The following is a 20,994-nucleotide window of genomic DNA, read 5'->3' on the forward strand; positions in this document are numbered from 1 at the left end:
GCCGCCTATTTCGGAGCGGCGATCACCGCCAGCCAGGCATAGCCGCGATAAAGCGTTCTGAAACGGAAGGTTGCGCCGGTTCGCTCGGCCACCGATTCAAGGACGTCGCGCAGCGAGGCGCGCGGCTCGACATGGAATTTCCGCAGCCAGCCGCGCAGCAGGGCGCGGAACCAGCGCGGCAGGCCTTCCTGCTGGCCGAAATCGACGACATGCAGCGAGCCGCCGGGAGCAAGCGAAGCTAGCGCCGCCGAAACCGTCTTTTCCCAGCCGGGGATCATCGACAGCGAATAGGAGACGAAGACACGGTCGAAGCGCTCGACACCGAAAAGCGCCTTGGCGTCGAAGTCGGTAGCGTCGCCGCGCGCGAGGCTGACGCGAGCCGCGAGACCTTCGCGGGCCATCGCGGCGTCCGCCGTCTCCAGCATCTCGGCCGAGATATCGAGGCCGAAGAAGCGTGCGTTGGGATAGCGGCGGGCGGCAAGCACGATGTTGCGGCCGGTGCCGCAACCGAGCTCGAGCCCGCTGCCGCCTTGCGGCACGTCGAGCCCTGCGATTAGCCGGTCGCGGCCGAGCAGGTAGTATTTGCGGGTGAGATCATAAATGTGGCGCTGCCAACGATAGACGCCGTCCATCAGTTCGGCATGGCTGGCCGGCAGATCCGTCGTGCTCATACGGCGCGCTTCACATAGAGGTGGAAGCCGCCATAGATGGCCGAACGGTCCCTGGCCGAGAATTCGCGCGAGGCCTCGTTGTCGTAGTGCCACTGATCGAGCAAGGAGTTGGAGACGCGGCCCGGCAGCAGGCTGGGTTCGGCCGCGGTGCGGAAGATCACGCGCGCGCCGACCGAGGCCGTGCGGGTGATCTCGGTCCACAGTGCGTTGAGCAGATCATCGGTCATCCAGTCCTGCGCATCGAGCAGGACGAAGCGGTCGACCGAGCCCGCGTCCTTGCCGGCGAGGAACTTGATCAGATTGGCATGATGGATGGCGACGCGATCGATGTTGGCGCGGATCGCCTTGTAATTGCCCTGCTCGAGGTAGGCAGGGAGCGCGGCCTCGCCGGGCTCCGGGTAGCGGCGCGCAAAGGCCTGCCAGGCGAAATAGTTGTTCTTCAGCGGGAAATCACAGGCGAGCTTTTCCAGCCGCGCCTTCAAGACGCTCGCCATCGAGCCGTCGCCGGAGGTGATCAGCGAGTCGTACTGCGCCGGCGGGATGCCGAGACCAAACAGCGAAGCCTTGCGCGACGTCGCCCAGCGCAGCAGCTTCCTGTCGAAGACCGGCGCCAGCTCCTCGTTGAAGAAGCGGCGCTGTTCGCCGATATTCTCGGCCTTCATGATGCCGGCCGGATCGACACCGAACAACTTGCCGACGCGATGGCCCATGGCGATGAAAAGGCCAAGCAGGCCGGTCTGATAGAAGTTGCGGTCGAAGACCGAGATGCGGCGCCGGCCGCGCCAGTTCCTGCGCTCCCAATAGTGGCGGCTCACCGGATCGAGATGCGGCGCGATGAAGCGGTCGTAGGCTTCCGAATTGTGGCTGGTGTCGGCGGCGCCGAAGAAACGGAACAGGTCGCCCTGCGAGGGCAGATGGCGAACCGCTTCCAGCTTCATGCGGTTCAGCGCGACGTGCGCGGCGTTGAGGTCGACGGCATCGATCCGGGCCGGCGAGCGCGTCAGGTAAGCCAGAATGTTGCAGCCGCCTGACGCGATTGTGACGATCCGATGCCCGGCGCCGAGCTGCATGGCCTCCATGTCGACATCGGGGTCTTCCCAGATCTGCGGATAGACGAGGCCGGAGAACAGGAAGGCGAAAAGCCGCTCGGAAATGCCGTCCTTCGACAGTGCGCGGTTCTGATAGACCGCTTTTCCAACTTCCTTGCCACGGCGATAAACGAGTTCTCCCGAAACATCCGACATGGCAAGGTGATTCCCCGTTTGCGTTGGCGCAAGCGGGTAGCGCAGCGTCATGACAGGCAGGTGACAGGCTGTTGACGTTAAGTTTACGCCTTGCCGAACCCGCCAGGCGTCGGCGTGACGACGACGACGGCCTCGCCGGCATCGAGCGTCGTCTGGTCACAGGCCTTGAGCACGTCGACCGATCCATCGTTGCGCCTGACCTTGGTCGAACCCGCCTCGCCATCGCCGCCGCCTTCGAGACCCCGCGGCGGCCGGTTGCGGTGCGAGGAGAGGATGGCGCACTCCATCTTCTCCAGGAAACGGATGGTGCGCTTGGTGCCGTCGCCGGCGTTCCACTTGCCCTTGCCGCCGGAGCCCTCGCGGATGTGGAAGTCTTCCAGCACGACAGGGAAGCGCAATTCCAGCACCTCCGGATCGGTGAGCCGCGAATTGGTCATGTGCGTATGGACGCCGGAAGTGCCGGCAAAGCCGCGGCCAGAATTCATCCGGCCGGCCGGCGAGCCGGAGCAGATCGTCTCATAATACTGGTATTGCTTGTTGCCGAAGGTGAGGTTGTTCATCGTGCCTTGCGCGTTCGCCATCGCGCCCATGGCTCCGAACAGCGCGTTAGTGACATGCTGCGAGGTCTCGACATTGCCGGCCACGACCGCGGCCGGGTAGGCGGGCTTCAGCATGCAGCCGTCGGGAATGACGATGTCGATCGGTCGCAGACATCCGGCATTCATCGGGATCATGTCCTCGACCATGACGCGGAATGCATAGAGCACGGCCGCTCGCGCCACCGGCTCCGGCGCGTTGAAATTGTTCTTCTCGACCTTCGAGGTGCCGGTGAAATCGACCGTCGCCTGGCGCTTTTCCCGGTTGACCGTGATCTTCACCTTGATCACCTGACCGGTGTCGGTGGGGTACTCGTATTCCGAAGCGTCTGGCAGCCGTTCCAGCACGCGGCGCACGCTTTCGGCGGCGTTGTCCTGGACATGGCCCATATAGGCCTCGACGACATCGAGGCCGAAATGCGCGACCATCTTGCGCAACTCCGCCACGCCCTTTTCGTTGGCGGCGATCTGCGCCTTGAGGTCGGCGATGTTCTGCGCGGGATTGCGGGCAGGGTAGGGATGGTCGGTCAGGAGCACCTCGAGCTCCATCTCGCGGAAGCGGCCGCGATCGACGATGCGGAAATTGTCGAACAGCACGCCTTCCTCGTCGACGGTGGTGGCCAAAGGCGTCATCGAGCCGGGCGCCGTGCCGCCGACATCGGCATGGTGCCCGCGCGAGGCTGCCCAGAACAGGATTTCCTTGCGCGCGTCATCGAACACGGGCGTCACCACGGTGATGTCGGGCAAATGCGTGCCGCCATTGTAAGGCGCGTTGAGCGCGAAGACGTCGCCCGGATGGATATCGCCCGAATTCAGCCGGATGACGGTATCGACCGAGCGATCCATCGATCCGAGATGCACCGGCATGTGCGGCGCGTTGGCGACCAGCGCGCCGTGGCGGTCGAACACCGCGCAGGAAAAGTCCAGCCGTTCCTTGATGTTGACGGAATAGGCGGTGTTCTGCAACGTCACGCCCATCTGCTCCGCGATCGACATGAAAAGGTTGTTGAAGACCTCCAGCATCACCGGATCGGCCTCGGTGCCGAGCGCCGCCTGCCGGCGTTTTTTCTCGATGCGGCGCAGGAGCACATGGTTGAGGGCCGTGATCTCGGCCTGCCAGCCCGGTTCGACGACGATGGTCTGGTTCGGCTCGATGACGAGGGCGGGACCCGCCACTTTATGGCCGGGCTTCAAATCCTCGCGCCGGAAGATACCGGCATCGCGCCAGGCGCCGTCGGCGAAGAATTGCCGGGTCTGCCAGGGGCTTGCCGCCTTGTCTTCGCGGCTTGATTCACTTTCGTCGCGCGCAGCCGTTCCGACATCGCTGCCTTCGACGCCAACCGCCTCGATGATCATCGGCTTGTTTTCGTAGACGAAGCCGAACTGGGCCTTGTGGGCGGCCTCGAAATCGCTTCTGGCGCGGAAAATCGAGCCATGCTCGAAATTCACCGGCAAAGTCGTGTCGGTGCCGTCATAGCGGATCTGCAGGACCGGTCTCGAGGTGATTGCGGCTTCCGCAATGCCTTGCGCGGCAAGGTCGGCGACGACGCTTTGGCGCAAAGCCGCAATCAGTTCTTCGATCGAGGAACGGGACTCTTCGGCCAGCGGCTTCAATAGCGCCTTTTGGCGCGAGGCGAAAACCGTCGACAGTCCGATGCCGTAAGCCGAAAGCAGACCCGAGAAGGGATGGATGAGCACCGCTTCCATGCCGAGCGCATCCGCGACCAGGCAGGCATGCTGGCCGCCGGCGCCGCCGAAGCAGTTCAAGAGATATTCGGTGACATCGTAGCCGCGCTGCACCGAGATCTTCTTGATGGCGTTGGCCATGTTTTCGACGGCGATGGTGACGAAGCCCTCGGCCACCGCTTCAGGCGAGCGTCCATCGCCGATCTCGGCAGCGAGCGCGGCGAATTTTTCGCGCACGGTGCCGGCGTCGAGCGGCTGGTCCTGGCCGGGACCAAAGATCGCCGGGAAGACATCGGGCTGCAGCTTGCCGAGCGTCACATTGGCGTCGGTGACGGCGAGCGGCCCGCCGCGCCTGTAGGCGGCGGGGCCGGGATTGGCGCCGGCCGAGTCCGGGCCGACGCGGAAACGACCGGCCTCGTAATGCAGGATCGACCCGCCGCCGGCCGCCACGGTGTGGATGCGCATCATCGGCGCGCGGATGCGCACGCCGGCGACTTCGGTATCGAAGGCGCGCTCATAGTCGCCGTCATAATGCGCGACGTCGGTCGAGGTGCCGCCCATGTCGAAGCCGATGACCTTGTCGAAACCGGCGAGCTTCGCCGTCTCGACCATGCCGACGACGCCGCCGGCCGGACCCGACAGCAGCGCATCCTTGCCCTGGAACATGTCGGCGGCGGTCAGCCCGCCCGACGACATCATGAACATCAGGCGAGGGCCGGCACCCAGCTCGCCCGCCACCTTCCGCACATAGCGCGACAGGATCGGCGACAGATAGGCGTCGACAACCGTGGTGTCGCCGCGACCAACCAGCTTGATGAGCGGCGAGACCTCATGGCTGACCGAGATCTGGCTGAAGCCGATCTTGCGGCAGACCTTGGCCACCGCTTTTTCGTGGTCCGGATATTTCCAGGCATGCATGAAGACGACGGCGACCGCGTCGATGCCGTCGGCCTTGGCCTGCTCTATCGCCGGGCGGCAGGCGGCGATGTCGAGCAGCCGTTCGACGCGGCCGTCGGCGCGCACGCGCTCATCGATCTCGATCACGCGCTCGTAGAGTTGTTCCGGAAGGACGATTTCCTTGGCAAAGATATCCGGACGCGCCTGATAGGCGATGCGCAGCGCGTCGCGAAAGCCCTTGGTGATGAGCAGGAGCACCCGGTCGCCCTTCCGCTCGAGCAGCGCATTTGTGGCGACCGTGGTGCCCATTTTTATGTCGCCGATCCGGTCGGTGGGAATGGTCGCGCCGGTTTTCAGTCCAAGCAGATCACGGATGCCCTGGATGGCAGCATCGGCATAAACCTCGGGGTTCTCCGACAACAGCTTTCGGGGATGCAACTGCCCTTGCGGATCACGGCCGATGATGTCGGTGAACGTCCCGCCCCGGTCGATCCAGAAATCCCATTTCTTGTTCACCGCGGCTGCCGTCATTCTGCCTATCCAATCTGTACGAGCGTGTGCTCAGTTAGTTCGCCGTTTCGGCCGCGGCAATCACAAGTTGATGTTACATTTGGAAACGCAACGTTATGAAACCTGTGAGGCGCCCGATGCATTTCCCTTGCGGCCGTTCACCGAAACGTGAACGCTTGCTGAAGGAGAGATACCATGAAGAAGCTCATTCTGGCGTCTGTTTCGGCGCTCGCCCTGCTGGGGGTCGCGGCTTGCAGCGACAGCGGCACCGGCACAGACAACACGACCACCCAGAGCACCAACCCGCCGGCCAACGAGCAGCCGATGAAGCCAGCTACGCCTGACGCATCGAAGCCTGCTGAACCGGCTCCGGCAACACCTCCTGCTGCGCCCGCGCAGTAGAACTCAATCCAATGAAATCGGGAAGGCCGGCCTTGCGCCGGCCTTCCTTTTTTTGGCGGAACTGCCGTCCACAGCCGTTTGACCTGCGGCATCGTCCCGGCTTGATAGCGGTGCCCGGTTCGCACTAAGAAGCCGGCATGTCGATTTGGGACCGCCTCGGCGACTTCATCGCTCGTGTTTCGTCGTCGGCGTCCTCGGGCGTCGCCGATGTCGTCGAGGCCGTGCGGACCGTGTTTTCCGGCGATGCGGACCTGCGCCGGCGCGTTGCCTTCTCGGTGGCGATGATCGCGCTTTCGGCCAAGATGGCGAAGGCCGACGGCATCGTCACCCAGGACGAGGTGCGCGCTTTCCAGGAAATCTTCGAAGTGCCGCCCAGGGAAACACGCAACGTGGCGCGCCTCTACGACCTCGCCAAGCGTGACGTTGCCGGGTTCGAGATCTATGCCGAGCGCATGGCGCAGCTATGCGGTTCCGGCCATGCGAATTGCATGATGCTGGAAGACATACTCGACGGGCTGTTCCATATCGCCAAGGCCGACGGACTGATCCATGAGCGGGAAGGGCAGTTCCTGCATCGAATCGCCGAGATCTTCCGGATCGACGAGGCGCACTACCAGGCGATCCTGTCGCGGCACGTCCATCTCGGCGCCGCCGATCCCTATGTTATTCTGGGCGTCGAGCGGGGCAAGCCGTTCGAGGAGGTCAGGAAGCGCTATCGCAAGCTGATCTCCGACAATCATCCCGACAGGCTGATCGCGCGCGGCCTGCCGCAGGAATTCATCAAGATCGCCACGACCAGGGTCGCCGCGATCAATGCGGCCTATGAGATGATCGAACGGGGCCTCAGGCACGTATGAGCGGTTCTTTGCCCGACCAGCCGGGTGCCGAGGTCAGGGTGTCGCCAAATTTCGGTCCGCGGCGCGACACGCTCAGGCCCGACATGATCGTGCTGCACTATACCGGCATGGCGACGGGCGCCGGCGCCGAAGCGTGGCTGTGCAATCCGGCAAGCGAGGTGTCCGCGCATTATCTTGTCCATGAGGACGGCCGCATCGTGCAGATGGTGCGCGAGAGCGACCGCGCCTGGCATGCCGGCAAGAGTTCATGGTGCGGACGTGTCGACATCAACTCCTGCTCTGTCGGCATCGAGATCGTCAATCCCGGACATGCGCTGGGCTATAAAGCCTTCCCGAAGCGGCAGATCGACGCCGTGATCGGTTTATGCGAGGGGGTCGCCGGCCGGCATTCGATTCCACAGCAAAGGGTGCTCGCGCATTCCGATGTCGCGCCGGGACGCAAGGTCGATCCGGGCGAGAAGTTTCCCTGGAAAGCGCTCTTCGCGGCCGGCGTCGGCCATCTCGTTCCAGCGACCCCGATCAGGCATGGCGCGGCGCTGAAGGCGGGCGACAGCGGCGCTGACGTGGAGGCGCTGCAATCGATGCTGGCGCTTTACGGGTACGGCGTCGAGAAATCGGGCGCCTTCGATCGCCAAACGGAAATTGTTGTGGCGGCATTTCAGCGGCATTTCCGCCGGCAACTTGTCGACGGCGTGGCGGACGACTCGACGATCCGCACGCTGCAAAGGCTGCTGGCTTCCGTTAAGATCGCCTCGCCCAAATAGTCCCCCAAATCCTCTAAATTACAATTTGTCATACAAAGTGAATTGCCTCGCCTTCATTGGCGCCAATTCCCTCTCCAAACGCATCTCCCGCAAGTTGTCGGACATCTATCCTCCCGGGATGCTCCGATGTTGAGTTGGCCCAGCTGCGCGAAGTTCTTCGCGCGGTTCTAAAAGAACAGGACTACATGCAAAGATTGACCGTTGTAGCGGCAGCCGTTGCTGCCGGAGTGATGACTTTTACCTTCAGCTCGGCAAACAGTGCCCCGCTTAGCCTGCGGGCAGCCGACAATGGGTTCGCTGCCACCCCCGCGACGCCGAAGGCTGCCCCCGAGCCCAAAACCGCAAAAACTACGAAAGTCGACCAGGCAAAGGTGCAGAAAGCCGCGGTAACGCGGTCGGCAAAATCAACGGTCAAGCGAAGTGCAAGGCGCGGCAGGAAGACCGTCGACCTGACGACCACGGCTTCCATCCACCCCGAAAAGCCCGCCCTGTCATCCGTCGCCACCGGCGGCGGCCAATATTCGGCGATCATCGCCCGCTATGCAGCGAGCTACGGCGTGCCGGTATCGCTCGCCAAGGCCGTCATCAAGATCGAAAGCAACTATCGGCCGAACATGGTCGGCAGCGCCGGCGAGATCGGCCTGATGCAGATCAAGCCGGCGACGGCGCGGATGATGGGCTATACCGGTTCGGCCAAGGGGCTGTTCGATCCCGACACCAACATCAAATACGGCATGAAGTACCTGGCCATGGCGCAGGGCCTCGGCGGCGGCACGACCTGCGGCACGATCCTGAAGTACAACGCCGGCCATGGCGCGAGGCGGATGAATCCGGTTTCGGCCGCCTACTGCAGCAAGGTGAAGGTGCAGATGGCGGCGCTCGGCTCGCCCGCCTAAAGGCGATTTGCTTCTCTTGCATGTCGTTGTCCCAAACCGCTGCACACTTTTGGGCGACATGCATTGGCTTTTTCGTTTGCGTTTTCCGGCGGGAATCCCTTTATACGCGCTTGCCAGCTGGCCGGGCGGCCGCGCCCGCAAGAGCCGAAAGGCTGCGGGTGAGGAAAGTCCGGGCTCCATGGAGACACGGTGCCGGCTAATGGCCGGCGGGGGCGACCCCAGGGAAAGTGCCACAGAAAGCAAACCGCCGCGGCGAATGCCGCGGCAAGGGTGAAAGGGTGGAGTAAGAGCCCACCGCGCGACTGGCAACAGGAGCGGCACGGCAAACCCCACCGGGAGCAAGACCGAATAGGGGCGGTGCGAAGGGAAACCTTCGAGGGCTGTTTCCGGCCCACCGCCCGGGTAGGTTGCGTGAGGCGTGTGGCGACACGCGCCCAAGATGAATGGCCGCCACGTTCTCGCGCCGCAAGGCGCGGGAGCCATACAGAACCCGGCTTACAGGCCAGCTGGCATTTTTCCGCGACAGCCAAGAGAGCTCCTGAAATCAGCGGGTTGTGCCGTCAGGCTCGCCTGTTGATTCAGGGACGGCGGGCAGACGCTTCTTCGCACCCGGCATCCGCCACCTGATCGTCGGTGAGTATCTTACCTTTTATCGCGTTGCCGAGGACGCGATAGAAATCATCCGCATCCTGCATGGCCGGCGCAACATCGAAGCTGACGACCTGGATTCGTGATCGATCCGGCGGGTCGATCATGGTCAACCGCCAAGCCGCTCCAGCGACGCCTCGATCGCCCGCCAGAGCTCCTCGACCGGCTCGCAGCCGACCGACAGGCGCACGAAGCCGGGCGCCACGGCGTCGCCGCGCTTCGAGCGCCGCTCGGCCGACGTATGCACGCCGCCGAAGGAAGTCGCCGCTTCAATCAAAGCGCAATTGTCGATGAAAGCCTCGGCCTTCTCTTCCGACGCCAGCTCGAACGAGATCAAAAAGCCGAAGCGCTCCATCTGGGCGCGCGCCAGATTGTGCGAGGCGTCGCCCTCAAGGCCTGGAAAACGCAGGCCGCTCACGGCGCGATGCCCCTTGAGCCGGCGGGCGATCGTTTCGGCTGACGAGCACATGCGATCGAAACGCACCTCCAGCGTCTCGAGGCCGCGATGCACGAGCCAGGCCTCGAACGGTCCGGGGATGCCGCCTGCCAGCTCGCGCCAGTTCGTAACCTTGGCGATGATGTCGGAATCGCGGCTTGCGACGTGGCCGAACAGCACGTCCGAGTGGCCGTTCACCGCCTTGGTGTCGGCCGAGACCACGATGTCGGCGCCGAGGTCGAGCGGGCGCTGACCGAAGGACGTCATCGTCGTGTTGTCGACGACGAAGATCGCCCCTTGCTCATGGGCAGCCTCGGCCACAGCCGAGATATCGCAGATATCCAGTCGCGGATTGGACGGGGTTTCGGCAAAGACGAGCCGATAACCGTCGAAGCCGCCATCGAGGAAAGTCGGTGTCGGCCTTGTGTCAAAAGCGATGCCAAACGGCTTCAGGAAGCGCTCCGCCATCGCGCGCGTCGCATGATAGCCGTCCGACGGCAGAAGCACGCGATCTCCGGACTTCAGCAGCGCGAAAAACACCGAAGAGATCGCGCCCATTCCCGACGGAAAGGCAACGCATCGCGCATCTTCCAGATGGCCGAGCGCATGCTCCACGGCGCGCCAGGTCGGATTGTCGTAACGGCCGTATTGATCGAATCCGGCTTCGGCGCCCGGCGTATGGAAGATCGAGGCCATGATCAGCGGCAAGGGGATGGGGTCGCCTTTGGCGAAATCGACGCTGCGCAGATGGGCAAGTGTCGCGGCGCGTGACTTCGCGGTTTCGGTCATGGGCTCATTCCTTGCTGAACAGGGGTTCGACGCTAGGCGCGCCGCAGGCTCGCAGCAAGCGGCGTCCTTTTGGGCCAGACGGTTCTAAACGCTTCGTTAGGCTTAATAGAGGATAAAGACGAGACGTGCCGTCAGGCTGCTCTTCCTGGTTGTGGCGCGCGCGTTTGTGATGCCTCTTCCCGTTGACGCCCATAGTGCCCCATGATATCCCATTCAAATCAAGCCTTCGTTCCGCGTCAGGGTGAAGCGTGCGCCAACCGGGCAGTCGCGGCGGCTGCGCGTTTGCCGGTTTTCGCCTTGGTGAATGAAGCGGTTTGCCGCGAGGCGATGCGCGGCGGCGCGGAGAAAAACATGGGAAGGGGTGCGGCGGCGACAGCGGCTGTAACGTGTAGTGGACCGATTTCTGTCAAACGCAGTGAACAGGATCGATGCGAAGGGGCGGGTGTCCGTTCCGGCGCATTTCCGCGCGGTTGTGCAGAAGCGTGGCTATGGCGAGCTCTATGCGCTACGCTGCCTCGACCTTCCGGCGATGGACGTCGGCGGGCTCGACCTGCTCGACCGCTACGAGCAGCGGATCGCGCTGGAGGATCCCTTCCTGCAGACGGCGGACGACATGTCCTTCTTTTGCCATGGCGACGGGACGTTCCTGAAGCTCGACCAGGACGGTCGCATCACGATGACCGATTTCATCCGCGAGCATACGGGCATCTCGAACGAGGTGGCCTTTGTCGGCCGCGGCAATTTCTTTCAGATATGGGAACCGGGCCGGCTTGCCGCCTATGGGGCGCAGGCGCGGGCCAGGCTCTTGCAGCTTCGGCAGGGGACGAAGCCCGGGGAGCGACCGGAATGATGGCTGGCCACGGCGATGATCCTCACGCCGTTGGCGGACTGGTCCGTCACATTCCGGTCCTCCTTGGCGAAGTGCTGGAGGCGCTTGAGCCCAAGGCGGGCGAGACTGTCGTCGACGGGACGTTCGGCGCCGGCGGCTACACCGGAGCCATTCTCGAGTGCGGAGCTTCGGTCGTGGCGATCGACCGCGATCCGGATGCGATCGGCGCAGGCAGGGCTCTGGAACAGCAGGCCGGCGGCAGGCTGAAACTCGTGCAGGCGCCGTTTTCGACGCTCGACAAGCATGTCGAGAGCGCCGACGGCGTGGTGCTCGACATCGGCGTTTCTTCCATGCAGCTCGACCAGGCCGAGCGCGGCTTTTCCTTTCGCGCCGATGGGCCGCTCGACATGCGCATGGCACAGGCGGGCCTGAGCGCTGCAGACGTCGTCAACACCTTCAAGGCGGGCGATCTTGCCCGCATCTTCGGTTTCCTCGGCGAGGAGCGGCATGCCGGCCGCATCGCCCGCATGATCGAGACCCGGCGCCAGAAACGGCCCTTCGAGCGCACGCTCGATCTGGCCGACGCCATCGCCACCCATATCGGACGCGCGCCGAAGGACAAGATCCATCCGGCCACCCGGGTCTTCCAGGCGCTGCGCATCTTCGTAAACGACGAGCTCGGCGAACTGGCCGGCGCGCTGTTCGCCGCCGAGCGTGTGCTGAAACCTGGCGGGCGGCTCGCCGTCGTGACCTTCCATTCGCTGGAGGACCGCATCGTCAAGCGTTTCATCGCCGATCGCGCCGATGCGGCATCGGGTTCGCGCCACATGCCCGACGCGCCTGCGCGGCTGGCGACCTTCCGCAAGTCCGGCGGTGGGGTGACGCCGGGCGAGGCCGAGATCGCCGTCAATCCCCGCGCGCGTTCGGCCAGGCTGCGCGCGGCAATCCGCACCGACGTGCCGGCGCGCCCCGGCGACTTTTCGATTTTCGGCCTTCCAAAGCTTCCCGCCGTCGAGCGGCCGGGGGAGAGGTAAGCACGTGTTTCGTACCAGCGACATAGTCCTGATCGCCGTCATGGTCTCGGCGGCGGCGTTGACCTACAAGACCAAGCGCGAAGCCGAGGACCAGTTGGCGGCGGTGCAGAAGCTGCAGGCGCAGATCCGCTACGAGGAAGACACGATCGATCTTCTGAAGGCCGACTGGAGCCTGCTCACCCAGCCGGCGCGGCTGCAGAAGCTTGCCGAACTCTACAAGTCGCAGCTCGGGCTCGAGCCGCTCAACGCCCGGCAGATCGGCGGTCTCGACGACGTGCCCGTGAAACCTGTCAACATCGAGGACCTGTCGTCGCAGCGGCTTGGCGGCATGGCTGACAATTCCGGCAAAGAGCCCCCGGGAGGCAAGGATCCGGTGGTCACCGGGAGCACCGTGCAATGATCGGCAGGCTTCCAAAGATCGGTAACCTGCTGAAGCGTCGAATGAAGATGGCCGAGGACGGCTCGATCGTCGTCGATGCCGCCCGCAAGGCGACCGGCGGCAAGGCCAAGACGCGCATCGTCATGACGATGGCGGTGTTCTTCACCATCTATTCGACCATTGCCGGTAGGCTGGTCTATCTCGGCCTGCAGAACCCGGACATGTCGGGCGGTCCGCAAAGCCGGGTCACGGCCTCGCGGCCGGATATCGTCGACCGCAACGGCGAGGTGCTGGCGACCGACATCAAGACGGCGTCGCTGTTCGCCGAGCCGCGCCGCATCGTCGACGCCGACGAGGCGATCGAGAAGCTGTCGACGGTGCTTCCGGAGATCGATTATGAGCAGACATATCACAAGCTGAAGAGCGGCGCCGGCTTCGTCTGGCTGCAGCGGCAGCTGACGCCGAAGCAGCAGGCCGACATCATGGCGCTCGGCATTCCGGGTCTCGGCTTCCGCACCGAAAAGCGGCGCTTCTATCCGAGCGGCGAGACGTCCTCCTACATTGTCGGTCTCACCAACATCGACAACCAGGGCATCTCCGGCATGGAGAAGTACATTGACGACCAGGGCCTGACCGACCTGCAGGCGTCGGGGCTGGCGGTAGCCCGGGATCTGAGGCCGGTAAAGTTATCGATCGACCTGCGCGTCCAGCACGTGGTGCGCGACGAAGTCGCTACCGGCATGGAACGGTTCCATGCAATCGCGGCGGGCGCAGTGGTGCTCAACATCAAGACCGGCGAAGTGCTGGCCATGGCGTCGGTGCCGGATTTCGACCCCAACAATCCATACAACGCTCAGGAAAAGGACCGGCTGAACCGCATGTCGGCGGGCCTCTACGAGATGGGCTCGACCTTCAAGAGCTTCACCACCGGCATGGCGCTGGACTCCGGCAAGGTGACGCTGGAGAGCCGCTTCGACGCGTCCCGTCCGATCAGGATTGGCCGCCAGACCATTCACGACTTCCACAGCAAGGGCCGTGTGCTTTCGGTGCCTGAAGTGTTCATCTATTCATCCAACATCGGTTCGGCCAAGGAAGCCGAGGCTGTCGGCATCGAGGGGCATCGCGAGTTCCTGCATCGCCTGGGCGTGCTCGAAAAGATGCAGACGGAATTGCCAGAAGTGGCGCGTCCGACCGAGCCCAAGGTCTGGAAGCAGGTCAATTCGATCACGATCGCTTTCGGCCACGGCGTCTCGACGACGCCGCTGCAGACCGCCGTCGGCTGCGCGGCGTTGATGAGCGGCTATCTGATCGAGCCGACCTTTCTGCCGCGCACTGCAGAACAGGCAACGGAGGTCGCCAAAAAGGTGGTCAAAGACAAGACCGTGGAAGGGATGCGCTATCTCTACGCGCTCAATGCCGAGAAGGGCTCCGGCAAGAACGCCAAGGTTCCAGGCTATCGCGTCGGCGGCAAAACCGGCACGGCGGAAAAGGTCGTCAACGGCCGCTACTCGAAGGAGAAGAATTTCAACGCTTTCGTCGCGGCTTTCCCGATGGACGATCCACAATATATCGTGCTGACCATCGCCGACGAGCCGAAGCCGGAAAAGCCGGGCATGGGCGCCACTGCCGCCTCGAATGCCGGCATCATGGCGGGCAACATCATCAGGCGCGCGGCTTCCATGCTTGGCGTGAAGCCAGATTTCAGCCATGAAAATGGTGCAACGCTGGTTTCCTATCAGTGATTCTTGGGGCGCGCCGGCAACTGCGCGCTATTTTGTTGCGGTGAACGGGACTCAATGCATCTGAAAGATCTAGCCGGTATCCTGCCTGTCGAGGGAGCAGCTTCCCCCGATCTGGAGGTGACCGGTCTCTCCTCCGATTCCCGCCAGGTAAAGCCGGGCGTCGTCTTCTTCGCGCTCGCCGGCAGCAAGGCCGATGGCTCGACCTATGCCGCCGATGCCGCCAGCCGAGGTGCTGCTGCAATCGTCACCGGCAAGGGCGCGGGCGTTTCCGGCCTGCCGGTCCCGGTCTTTGCCGTCGATGATCCTCGCCTGGCGCTGGCGCAGAGCGCGGCGCGCTTCTTCGGCAAGCAGCCCGAGACGATGGTCGCCGTCACCGGCACAAGCGGCAAGACATCGGTTGCCGCTTTCACCCGCCAAATCTGGGAGCAGGCCGGTTTTGCCGCCGCCTCGATCGGCACGACGGGCGTCGTGGCGCCCGGCCGCAACGAATATGGTTCGTTGACCACGCCGGATCCGGTGGCGCTGCACAAGCTGCTGAAGGAACTGGCGGAGGCCGGCGTTACCCACGCCTCGATGGAGGCCTCCAGCCACGGTCTCGACCAGCGCCGCCTCGACGGCGTGAAGCTCGCCGCCGGCGGCTTCACCAATCTCGGCCGCGACCACATGGACTATCATCCGACGGTCGAGGACTATCATCGCGCCAAGCTGCGACTGTTCGACGCGCTGCTGCCCAAGGGCGCGCCGGCGATCATCTTCGCCGACGATCCATGGTCGGAGCCGACGATCAAAGCAGCGCGGGCCGCGGGTCTCAACGTGCTCACGGTCGGCCGCCACGGCGGATTCCTGACGCTGAAGCGCGTCGAGCATGAGCGGCGGCGGCAGCGTGCCGAGGTCGAAGCCGACGGCGTGCTTTACGAAATCGACCTGCCGCTGGCCGGTGATTTCCAGATCGCCAACGCGCTGGTTTCGGCAGGCCTCGCAATCTCGACTGGAACATCCGTCGGCAAAGCCTTGGCTGCATTGGAGAAACTCAAAGGCGCGCCGGGCCGGCTCGACCTTATCGGCACGACGGCGGCCGGCGCTCCAGTCTATGTCGACTACGCGCACAAGCCCGATGCGCTGGAAAATGTGCTGACCTCGGTTCGCCCGTTCACCACCGGCCGGGTCGTTGTGGTGTTCGGCTGCGGCGGCGACCGCGATCGCGGCAAGCGGCCGATCATGGGCGAGATCGCCACCCGGCTCGCCGATGTCGTCATCGTCACCGACGACAATCCGCGCACAGAAATCCCCGAAACCATCCGCGCGGCCATCCTTGCCGCGGCGCCCGGCGCCATCGAGATCGGCGACCGCCGCAAGGCGATCCACGAGGCGGTGGCGATGCTTCATGCCGGCGATACGCTGATCGTCGCCGGAAAGGGGCATGAGGAGGGCCAGACCATCGGCACCGAAACCTTCCACTTCTCCGACCATGAGGAAGTGCGCGAGGCGCTTCAGGAGCGCGCCGCATGAGCCTGCTCTGGACGTCGGAAGCGCTCGTCGAGGCCATGGGCGGCAGGCCGATCGGCTCGCTGCCGGAAGGCATCACCGGCATTTCCATCGACAGCCGCAGCCTCGAGCCCGGCAATGTCTTCTTCGCCATCAAGGGCGAGACGATGGACGGCCACGATTTCGCGACCGCGGCGGTGAAGGCGGGAGCTTCCGTGCTGGTCGTCGCCGAGGGCAAGCTGCCGTCGCTCGGCCGGCTGACGGCGCCGATGATCGTCGTCCAGGATGTGCTGGCGGCGCTCGAGAAGCTTGGCGTTGCGGCGCGCGCGCGCTCACGGGCCAAGATCATCGCGGTGACCGGCTCGGCAGGCAAGACGACCACCAAGGAGGCGCTGCGCCATGTGCTGTCGGCGGTCGGCAGGGTGCATGCCTCGGCGCAGTCGTTCAACAATCATTGGGGCGTGCCGCTGACCTTGGCCCGCATGCCGCAAGACTGCGACTACGCGGTCTTCGAGATCGGCATGAACCATCCAGGCGAGATCAGGCCGCTGGTCAAGATGGTCAGACCGCATGTTGCGATCGTCACGCTGATTGCCGCCGCCCATCTCGGCTTCTTCAAGAATCTCGACGAGATCGCCATGGCCAAGGCCGAGATTTTCGAAGGGATCGAGCCTGGCGGCGCCGCGCTGCTCAACCGCGACGATCCGCGCTGGAAGCTGCTCGGGAAAATGGCGAGGGAGGCCGGCGTCGAGCATGTCTTCGGCTTCGGCGAAAATGCCCGCTCGGCTTTCCGCCTTGCCGGCTGCGAGCTCTACGCCGATCATTCCGATATCGCCGTCAAGATCGGCAAGAAGGACGTGACGGCCCGTGTCGGGGCGCCTGGCCGACACATCGTGCAGAATGTGCTGGCCGTGCTGGGCGCCGCACAACTGGTCGGCGCCGATCTCGACAAGGTGGCGGCGGCGCTTGCGGATCTTTCGGCCGAGCGCGGGCGCGGCAGGCGCCACATCTTGCATCATCCAAGCGGCCCGATCACGCTGATCGACGAGAGCTACAATGCCAACCCGGCGTCGATGGCGGCAGCGATCGCGCTGCTCAATGCCACGCCGGTATCGGGCGAGGGCAGGCGCATCGCCGTGCTTGGCGACATGCTGGAGCTCGGCAGCCATTCGGCGAAGCTCCATGCGGCGCTTGCCGAACTCATCGTCGGCACGGAAACGCGCAACGTCTTTCTCGGCGGCCCGGAGATGCGGGCGCTGGCCGAGGTTTTGCCTTCCGATGTCGAAACCGAGTACCGGTCAGGAGCGGAAGAGCTGAAGCCGGTCGTGATGTCGGCCATCAGGCCCGGCGACGTGGTGATGGTCAAGTCGTCGAAAGGCATCGGATTTTCAAAACTGGTCGAGGCATTGCTCGGCAAATTTCCGGCGGAAGCCACAACCATTGAACCGACCTAAGGTCGGGCTCCGGGGGACGGAAGCGCATGCTCACTTTACTCGTTGATTTCGCGGACAAGATCTCAGCCTTCAATGTCTTCCGCTACATCACCTTTCGCACCGGCGGCGCGCTGATCACCTCGGCGCTCATCGTTTTCATATTCGGACCGACCATCATCAACTCGCTGCGGCTTCGTCAGGGCAAGGGCCAGCCGATCCGCGCCGACGGGCCGCAGACGCATTTCAAGAAAGCGGGCACGCCGACCATGGGCGGGCTGATGATCCTTTGCGGCATCATCGGGTCATCGCTTTTGTGGGCGAACCTTTCCAGCATCTATGTCTGGGTTGTGATGCTGGTGACGCTAGGCTTCGGCTCGATCGGTTTCTACGACGACTATCTCAAGGTCACCAAACAGTCGCATCTGGGCTTTTCCGGCAAGGCGCGGCTGGCGATCGAATTCGTCGTCGCCGGCATCGCTGCCTGGGTGATCATGCACAACGGCCAGGCGCCGTTCTCGTCCTCGCTGACCTTTCCGTTCGCCAAGGAATTCCTCATCAATCTCGGTTGGTTCTTCGTGCCGTTCTCTTGCTTCGTCATCGTCGGCGCCGGCAATGCGGTGAACCTGACCGACGGCCTCGACGGCCTGGCGATCGTGCCGATCATGATCGCGGCGGCCTCCTTCGGCGTCATCGCCTATCTTTCGGGCAACGCGGTGTTCGCCGAATATCTGCAGATCCACTTCGTTCCCGGCACCGGCGAGCTGGCGGTCGTGCTCGGCGCGGTGATCGGCGCCGGCCTCGGCTTTCTCTGGTTCAACGCGCCGCCGGCGGCGATCTTCATGGGCGACACCGGCTCGCTGGCCATGGGCGGACTGATTGGCACCATCGCGGTCGCTACCAAGCACGAGATCGTGCTGGTCATCGTCGGCGGCCTGTTCGTGGTGGAGATCCTGTCGGTCATCATCCAGGTGGGCTACTTCAAGATGACCGGCAAGCGCGTCTTCCTGATGGCGCCGATCCATCACCATTTCGAGAAACTCGGCTGGACCGAGAGCCAGGTGGTGATCCGCTTCTGGATCATCGCCGTTATCCTGGCGCTGGTCGGCCTCTCCACCCTCAAGCTCAGATAGGACACCGCTTGATCCCCGCCGCTTCCTTCGCAGGCAAACGCGTTTCGCTCTTCGGGCTCGGCGGTTCGGGGATCGCGACCGCGCATGCGCTGATCGCCGGCGGCGCCGACATTCTCGCCTGGGACGACAATCCGGACAGCGTCGCCAAGGCGGCCGCCGCCGGCATTGCGACCGGCGACCTGCGCGCCGCCGACTGGTCGCGCTTCGCGGCCTTCGTCCTCTCGCCCGGCGTGCCGCTCACGCATCCTAAGCCGCATTGGACGGTGGAACTGGCGCGTGGCGCCGGCGTGGAGGTGATCGGCGACATCGAGCTGTTCTGCCGCGAGCGCATCCAGCGCGCGCCGTCCTCGCCCTTCATCGCGATCACCGGAACCAACGGCAAGTCGACGACGACCGCATTGACGGCACATATCCTGAAATCGGCGGGGCGTGACACTGAGATGGGCGGCAATATCGGCCGGGCTATCATGACGCTCGATCCGCCAGCGCCCGAGCGGCATTGCGTGGTGGAGTGCTCTTCCTACCAGATCGACCTGGCGCCCTCGATCAACCCGACCGCGGGCATCCTGCTCAACCTGACGCCCGACCATCTCGACCGCCACGGCACGATGGCGCATTACGCCTCGATCAAGGAAAGGCTGGTCGCAGGCAGCGACACCGCGATCATCGGCGTCGACGATTCCTGGTGCGCCCAGATCGCCGACCGGCTGGAGCGTGCAGGCCGGCAGGTCATCCGCATCTCCAAGCGCCTGCCGCTAACCGACGGCTACTTCGCCGACGGCACCAGCCTGATGGAAGCCGTGGACGGCCGCTACAGCCGCGTCGCTTTCCTCGAGGGGATCGGCTCGCTGCGCGGCCAGCACAATGCGCAGAACGCGCTGGCCGCCGTCGCCGCCTGCCTCAGGGTCGGGCTGGAACTCGGCGAGATCCAGGCGGGGCTTGAAAACTTTCCGGGGCTGGCGCACCGCATGGAGCAGGTCGGCCGCAAGGACCATGTGCTGTTCGTCAACGATTCCAAGGCGACCAATGCGGATGCGGCGGCGCCGGCGCTGTCGAGCTTCAGCCGCATCTACTGGATCGCCGGCGGCCTGCCAAAGGAAGGCGGCATCGAGCCGCTGCGCGGCTTTTTCCCGCGCATCGCCAAGGCCTATCTGATCGGCGAGGCGGCGCCTGCCTTTTCAGCCACGCTCGGCGAGGCGGTGCCTTACGAAATATCCGGAACGCTGGCTGCCGCGGTCGAGCATGCCGCCCTTGACGCCGCGGGCGACGCCGGCGGCGAGGCGGTGGTGCTGCTTTCGCCGGCCTGCGCCAGTTTCGACCAGTTCAAGAATTTCGAGGTTCGCGGCGAAGCCTTCAGGCAAGCTGCGACTGCTATTGATGGGGTGAAACCCATCGGAGGGCCACGTTGATGCAAAGCCGTCTCGACAAAAGTCCAGTCGCAACCTGGTGGTGGACGATCGATCGCTGGTTCCTGGCGGCATTCCTGTCGCTGATGGGGCTGGGCATCGTTTTGTCCTTCGCGGCAAGCCCGGCGGTCGCCGAGCGCATCGGCCTCGACAGCTTCCACTTCGCCACGAGGCAGATCATCTTCACTATCCCGGCTCTCATCGTGATGCTGGCGGTTTCCTTCCTCGAGGCGCGGCAAATAAGGCGCATGTCGCTGGTGATGCTCTGCATCATGCTGGTGCTGATGGTGGCTGTGCTCTACATCGGCGTCGAGGTGAAGGGGGCGCGGCGCTGGGTGTCGCTCGCCGGCCTCTCCATCCAGCCGTCCGAATTCCTGAAGCCTGCCTTCGTCATCATCTGCGCCTGGCTTTTTGCCGAGCACAAGCGCCAGCCCGACATTCCCGGCAATCTCTTCGCCATGCTGCTGCTCGCTTTGGTGATCTCTCTCCTGGTGGCGCAGCCGGATCTCGGCCAGACCATGCTGGTGCTTGGCACCTGGGGCGTGATGTTCTTCATGGCCGGCTTGCCCTGGCTCTGGATCATCGCGCTGGGCGCCGCCGGCGTCGGCGGCGTGTTCGCGGCCTATACGGTCTTCCCGCACGTCGCCGCCCGCATCGACAAGTTCCTCACCGGCGAAGGCGATACCTTCCAGGTCGACATGGGCCGCGAGGCGCTGATCAATGGCGGCTGGTTCGGCGTCGGCCCGGGCGAGGGTACGGTGAAGCGCGTCATTCCGGACAGCCATGCCGACTTCGTCTTCTCGGTCGCGGGCGAGGAGTTCGGGCTGATCATGTGCTTCTTCATCATGGCGATCTTCGCCTTCATCGTGCTGCGCGGATTGAGCATCGCGCTCAAGGAGCATGACGATTTCACCCGTTACGCCGTCGGCGGGCTCGTCACCATCTTCGGGCTGCAGTCGGCCATCAATATGTGCGTCAACCTGCAGCTGATGCCCGCCAAGGGCATGACGCTGCCCTTCATCTCCTACGGCGGCTCCTCGCAGATCGCGATTGCCGTCTCGATGGGCATGGTGCTGGCGCTGACGCGCAGACATCCCGAAAAGCGCAAGCAGATGGGCTATGCTTTCTCGCAGCGCACTATCGCGGCGGAATGAGGCCGG

18 protein-coding genes and 1 other RNA gene are annotated in these 20,994 nt (G+C 64.2%); 15 read left to right on the plus strand and 4 right to left on the minus strand.

What is annotated here, in order from left to right:
• Window positions 1-5: 5 nt before the first annotated feature.
• The 3 genes from EJ067_RS28400 to EJ067_RS28410 are packed head-to-tail and all read right to left on the minus strand — an operon-like array spanning window position 6 to window position 5,610.
• On the minus strand, window positions 6-671 hold the full coding sequence (locus EJ067_RS28400) for a class I SAM-dependent methyltransferase (protein WP_126088460.1): 666 nt from the start codon (window positions 669-671) through the stop codon (window positions 6-8).
• The gene (locus tag EJ067_RS28405) at window positions 668-1,966 is read right to left on the minus strand and encodes a DUF3419 family protein (protein ID WP_126088461.1); all 1,299 of its coding nucleotides are present in this window, start codon (window positions 1,964-1,966) and stop codon (window positions 668-670) included. Before EJ067_RS28405 ends, EJ067_RS28400 begins: the two co-directional genes overlap by 4 nt.
• 32 nt (window positions 1,967-1,998) lie before the next feature.
• Window positions 1,999-5,610, minus strand: a complete 3,612-nt coding sequence (locus tag EJ067_RS28410) for a hydantoinase B/oxoprolinase family protein (protein ID WP_126089781.1) — start codon at window positions 5,608-5,610, stop codon at window positions 1,999-2,001.
• Window positions 5,611-5,799: 189 nt separating this feature from the next.
• Here EJ067_RS28410 and EJ067_RS28415 point away from each other — a divergent pair, with 189 nt between their 5' ends.
• From EJ067_RS28415 to EJ067_RS28440, 6 genes are all read left to right on the plus strand, one after another.
• Window positions 5,800-6,006 (plus strand): hypothetical protein, encoded by a 207-nt coding sequence (locus tag EJ067_RS28415; RefSeq protein ID WP_126088462.1) that lies wholly within the window; start codon window positions 5,800-5,802, stop codon window positions 6,004-6,006.
• 137 nt (window positions 6,007-6,143) lie between these two features.
• Window positions 6,144-6,863 (plus strand): DnaJ family molecular chaperone, encoded by a 720-nt coding sequence (locus EJ067_RS28420; protein WP_126088463.1) that lies wholly within the window; start codon window positions 6,144-6,146, stop codon window positions 6,861-6,863.
• Window positions 6,860-7,627 (plus strand): N-acetylmuramoyl-L-alanine amidase, encoded by a 768-nt coding sequence (locus EJ067_RS28425; protein ID WP_126088464.1) that lies wholly within the window; start codon window positions 6,860-6,862, stop codon window positions 7,625-7,627. Before EJ067_RS28420 ends, EJ067_RS28425 begins: the two co-directional genes overlap by 4 nt.
• A 185-nt stretch (window positions 7,628-7,812) precedes the next feature.
• A complete protein-coding gene (locus EJ067_RS28430) occupies window positions 7,813-8,523 on the plus strand; it encodes a transglycosylase SLT domain-containing protein (protein ID WP_126088465.1) in 711 nt (236 codons plus the stop codon).
• Window positions 8,524-8,636: 113 nt separating this feature from the next.
• An RNA gene (gene rnpB / locus EJ067_RS28435) (RNase P RNA component class A) lies at window positions 8,637-9,037 on the plus strand.
• 40 nt (window positions 9,038-9,077) lie between these two features.
• Window positions 9,078-9,257: a type II toxin-antitoxin system RelE/ParE family toxin gene (locus EJ067_RS28440; protein ID WP_126088466.1), complete on the plus strand. Its 180-nt coding sequence runs from the start codon at window positions 9,078-9,080 to the stop codon at window positions 9,255-9,257.
• Window positions 9,258-9,280: 23 nt separating this feature from the next.
• Here the strand turns inward: EJ067_RS28440 and EJ067_RS28445 are convergent, their stop codons facing one another.
• Window positions 9,281-10,396 carry a cystathionine gamma-lyase gene (locus EJ067_RS28445; protein ID WP_126088467.1) on the minus strand — a complete coding sequence of 372 codons (1,116 nt, stop codon included), beginning with the start codon at window positions 10,394-10,396 and terminating at the stop codon, window positions 9,281-9,283.
• 391 nt (window positions 10,397-10,787) lie between these two features.
• Here EJ067_RS28445 and mraZ point away from each other — a divergent pair, with 391 nt between their 5' ends.
• The 9 genes from mraZ to ftsW are packed head-to-tail and all read left to right on the plus strand — an operon-like array spanning window position 10,788 to window position 20,988.
• Entirely contained in the window at window positions 10,788-11,246 is a 459-nt protein-coding gene (gene mraZ / locus EJ067_RS28450) for a division/cell wall cluster transcriptional repressor MraZ (RefSeq protein ID WP_126088468.1), read from the plus strand.
• A complete protein-coding gene (gene rsmH / locus EJ067_RS28455; protein WP_126088469.1) occupies window positions 11,243-12,259 on the plus strand; it encodes a 16S rRNA (cytosine(1402)-N(4))-methyltransferase RsmH in 1,017 nt (338 codons plus the stop codon). The genes mraZ and rsmH overlap by 4 nt, the downstream gene beginning before the upstream one ends.
• Window positions 12,260-12,263: 4 nt before the next feature.
• Complete coding sequence (locus tag EJ067_RS28460) at window positions 12,264-12,659, plus strand: hypothetical protein (RefSeq protein WP_126088470.1); 396 nt, start codon at window positions 12,264-12,266, stop codon at window positions 12,657-12,659.
• Window positions 12,656-14,380, plus strand: a complete 1,725-nt coding sequence (locus tag EJ067_RS28465) for a penicillin-binding protein 2 (RefSeq protein ID WP_126088471.1) — start codon at window positions 12,656-12,658, stop codon at window positions 14,378-14,380. Before EJ067_RS28460 ends, EJ067_RS28465 begins: the two co-directional genes overlap by 4 nt.
• Before the next feature lie 54 nt (window positions 14,381-14,434).
• Window positions 14,435-15,889: a UDP-N-acetylmuramoyl-L-alanyl-D-glutamate--2,6-diaminopimelate ligase gene (locus EJ067_RS28470; RefSeq protein ID WP_126088472.1), complete on the plus strand. Its 1,455-nt coding sequence runs from the start codon at window positions 14,435-14,437 to the stop codon at window positions 15,887-15,889.
• Window positions 15,886-17,319 (plus strand): UDP-N-acetylmuramoylalanyl-D-glutamyl-2,6-diaminopimelate--D-alanyl-D-alanine ligase, encoded by a 1,434-nt coding sequence (locus EJ067_RS28475; protein ID WP_126088473.1) that lies wholly within the window; start codon window positions 15,886-15,888, stop codon window positions 17,317-17,319. The genes EJ067_RS28470 and EJ067_RS28475 overlap by 4 nt, the downstream gene beginning before the upstream one ends.
• Before the next feature lie 26 nt (window positions 17,320-17,345).
• On the plus strand, window positions 17,346-18,428 hold the full coding sequence (mraY, locus tag EJ067_RS28480; RefSeq protein WP_095812511.1) for a phospho-N-acetylmuramoyl-pentapeptide-transferase: 1,083 nt from the start codon (window positions 17,346-17,348) through the stop codon (window positions 18,426-18,428).
• Window positions 18,429-18,436: 8 nt separating this feature from the next.
• The gene (gene murD, locus EJ067_RS28485) at window positions 18,437-19,837 is read left to right on the plus strand and encodes a UDP-N-acetylmuramoyl-L-alanine--D-glutamate ligase (RefSeq protein WP_126088474.1); all 1,401 of its coding nucleotides are present in this window, start codon (window positions 18,437-18,439) and stop codon (window positions 19,835-19,837) included.
• The gene (ftsW, locus tag EJ067_RS28490; RefSeq protein ID WP_126088475.1) at window positions 19,837-20,988 is read left to right on the plus strand and encodes a putative lipid II flippase FtsW; all 1,152 of its coding nucleotides are present in this window, start codon (window positions 19,837-19,839) and stop codon (window positions 20,986-20,988) included. The genes murD and ftsW overlap by 1 nt, the downstream gene beginning before the upstream one ends.
• The last annotated feature ends 6 nt before the right edge of the window (window positions 20,989-20,994 follow it).

Source organism: Mesorhizobium sp. M1D.F.Ca.ET.043.01.1.1 (genome assembly GCF_003952385.1).
GTDB lineage: Bacteria > Pseudomonadota > Alphaproteobacteria > Rhizobiales > Rhizobiaceae > Mesorhizobium.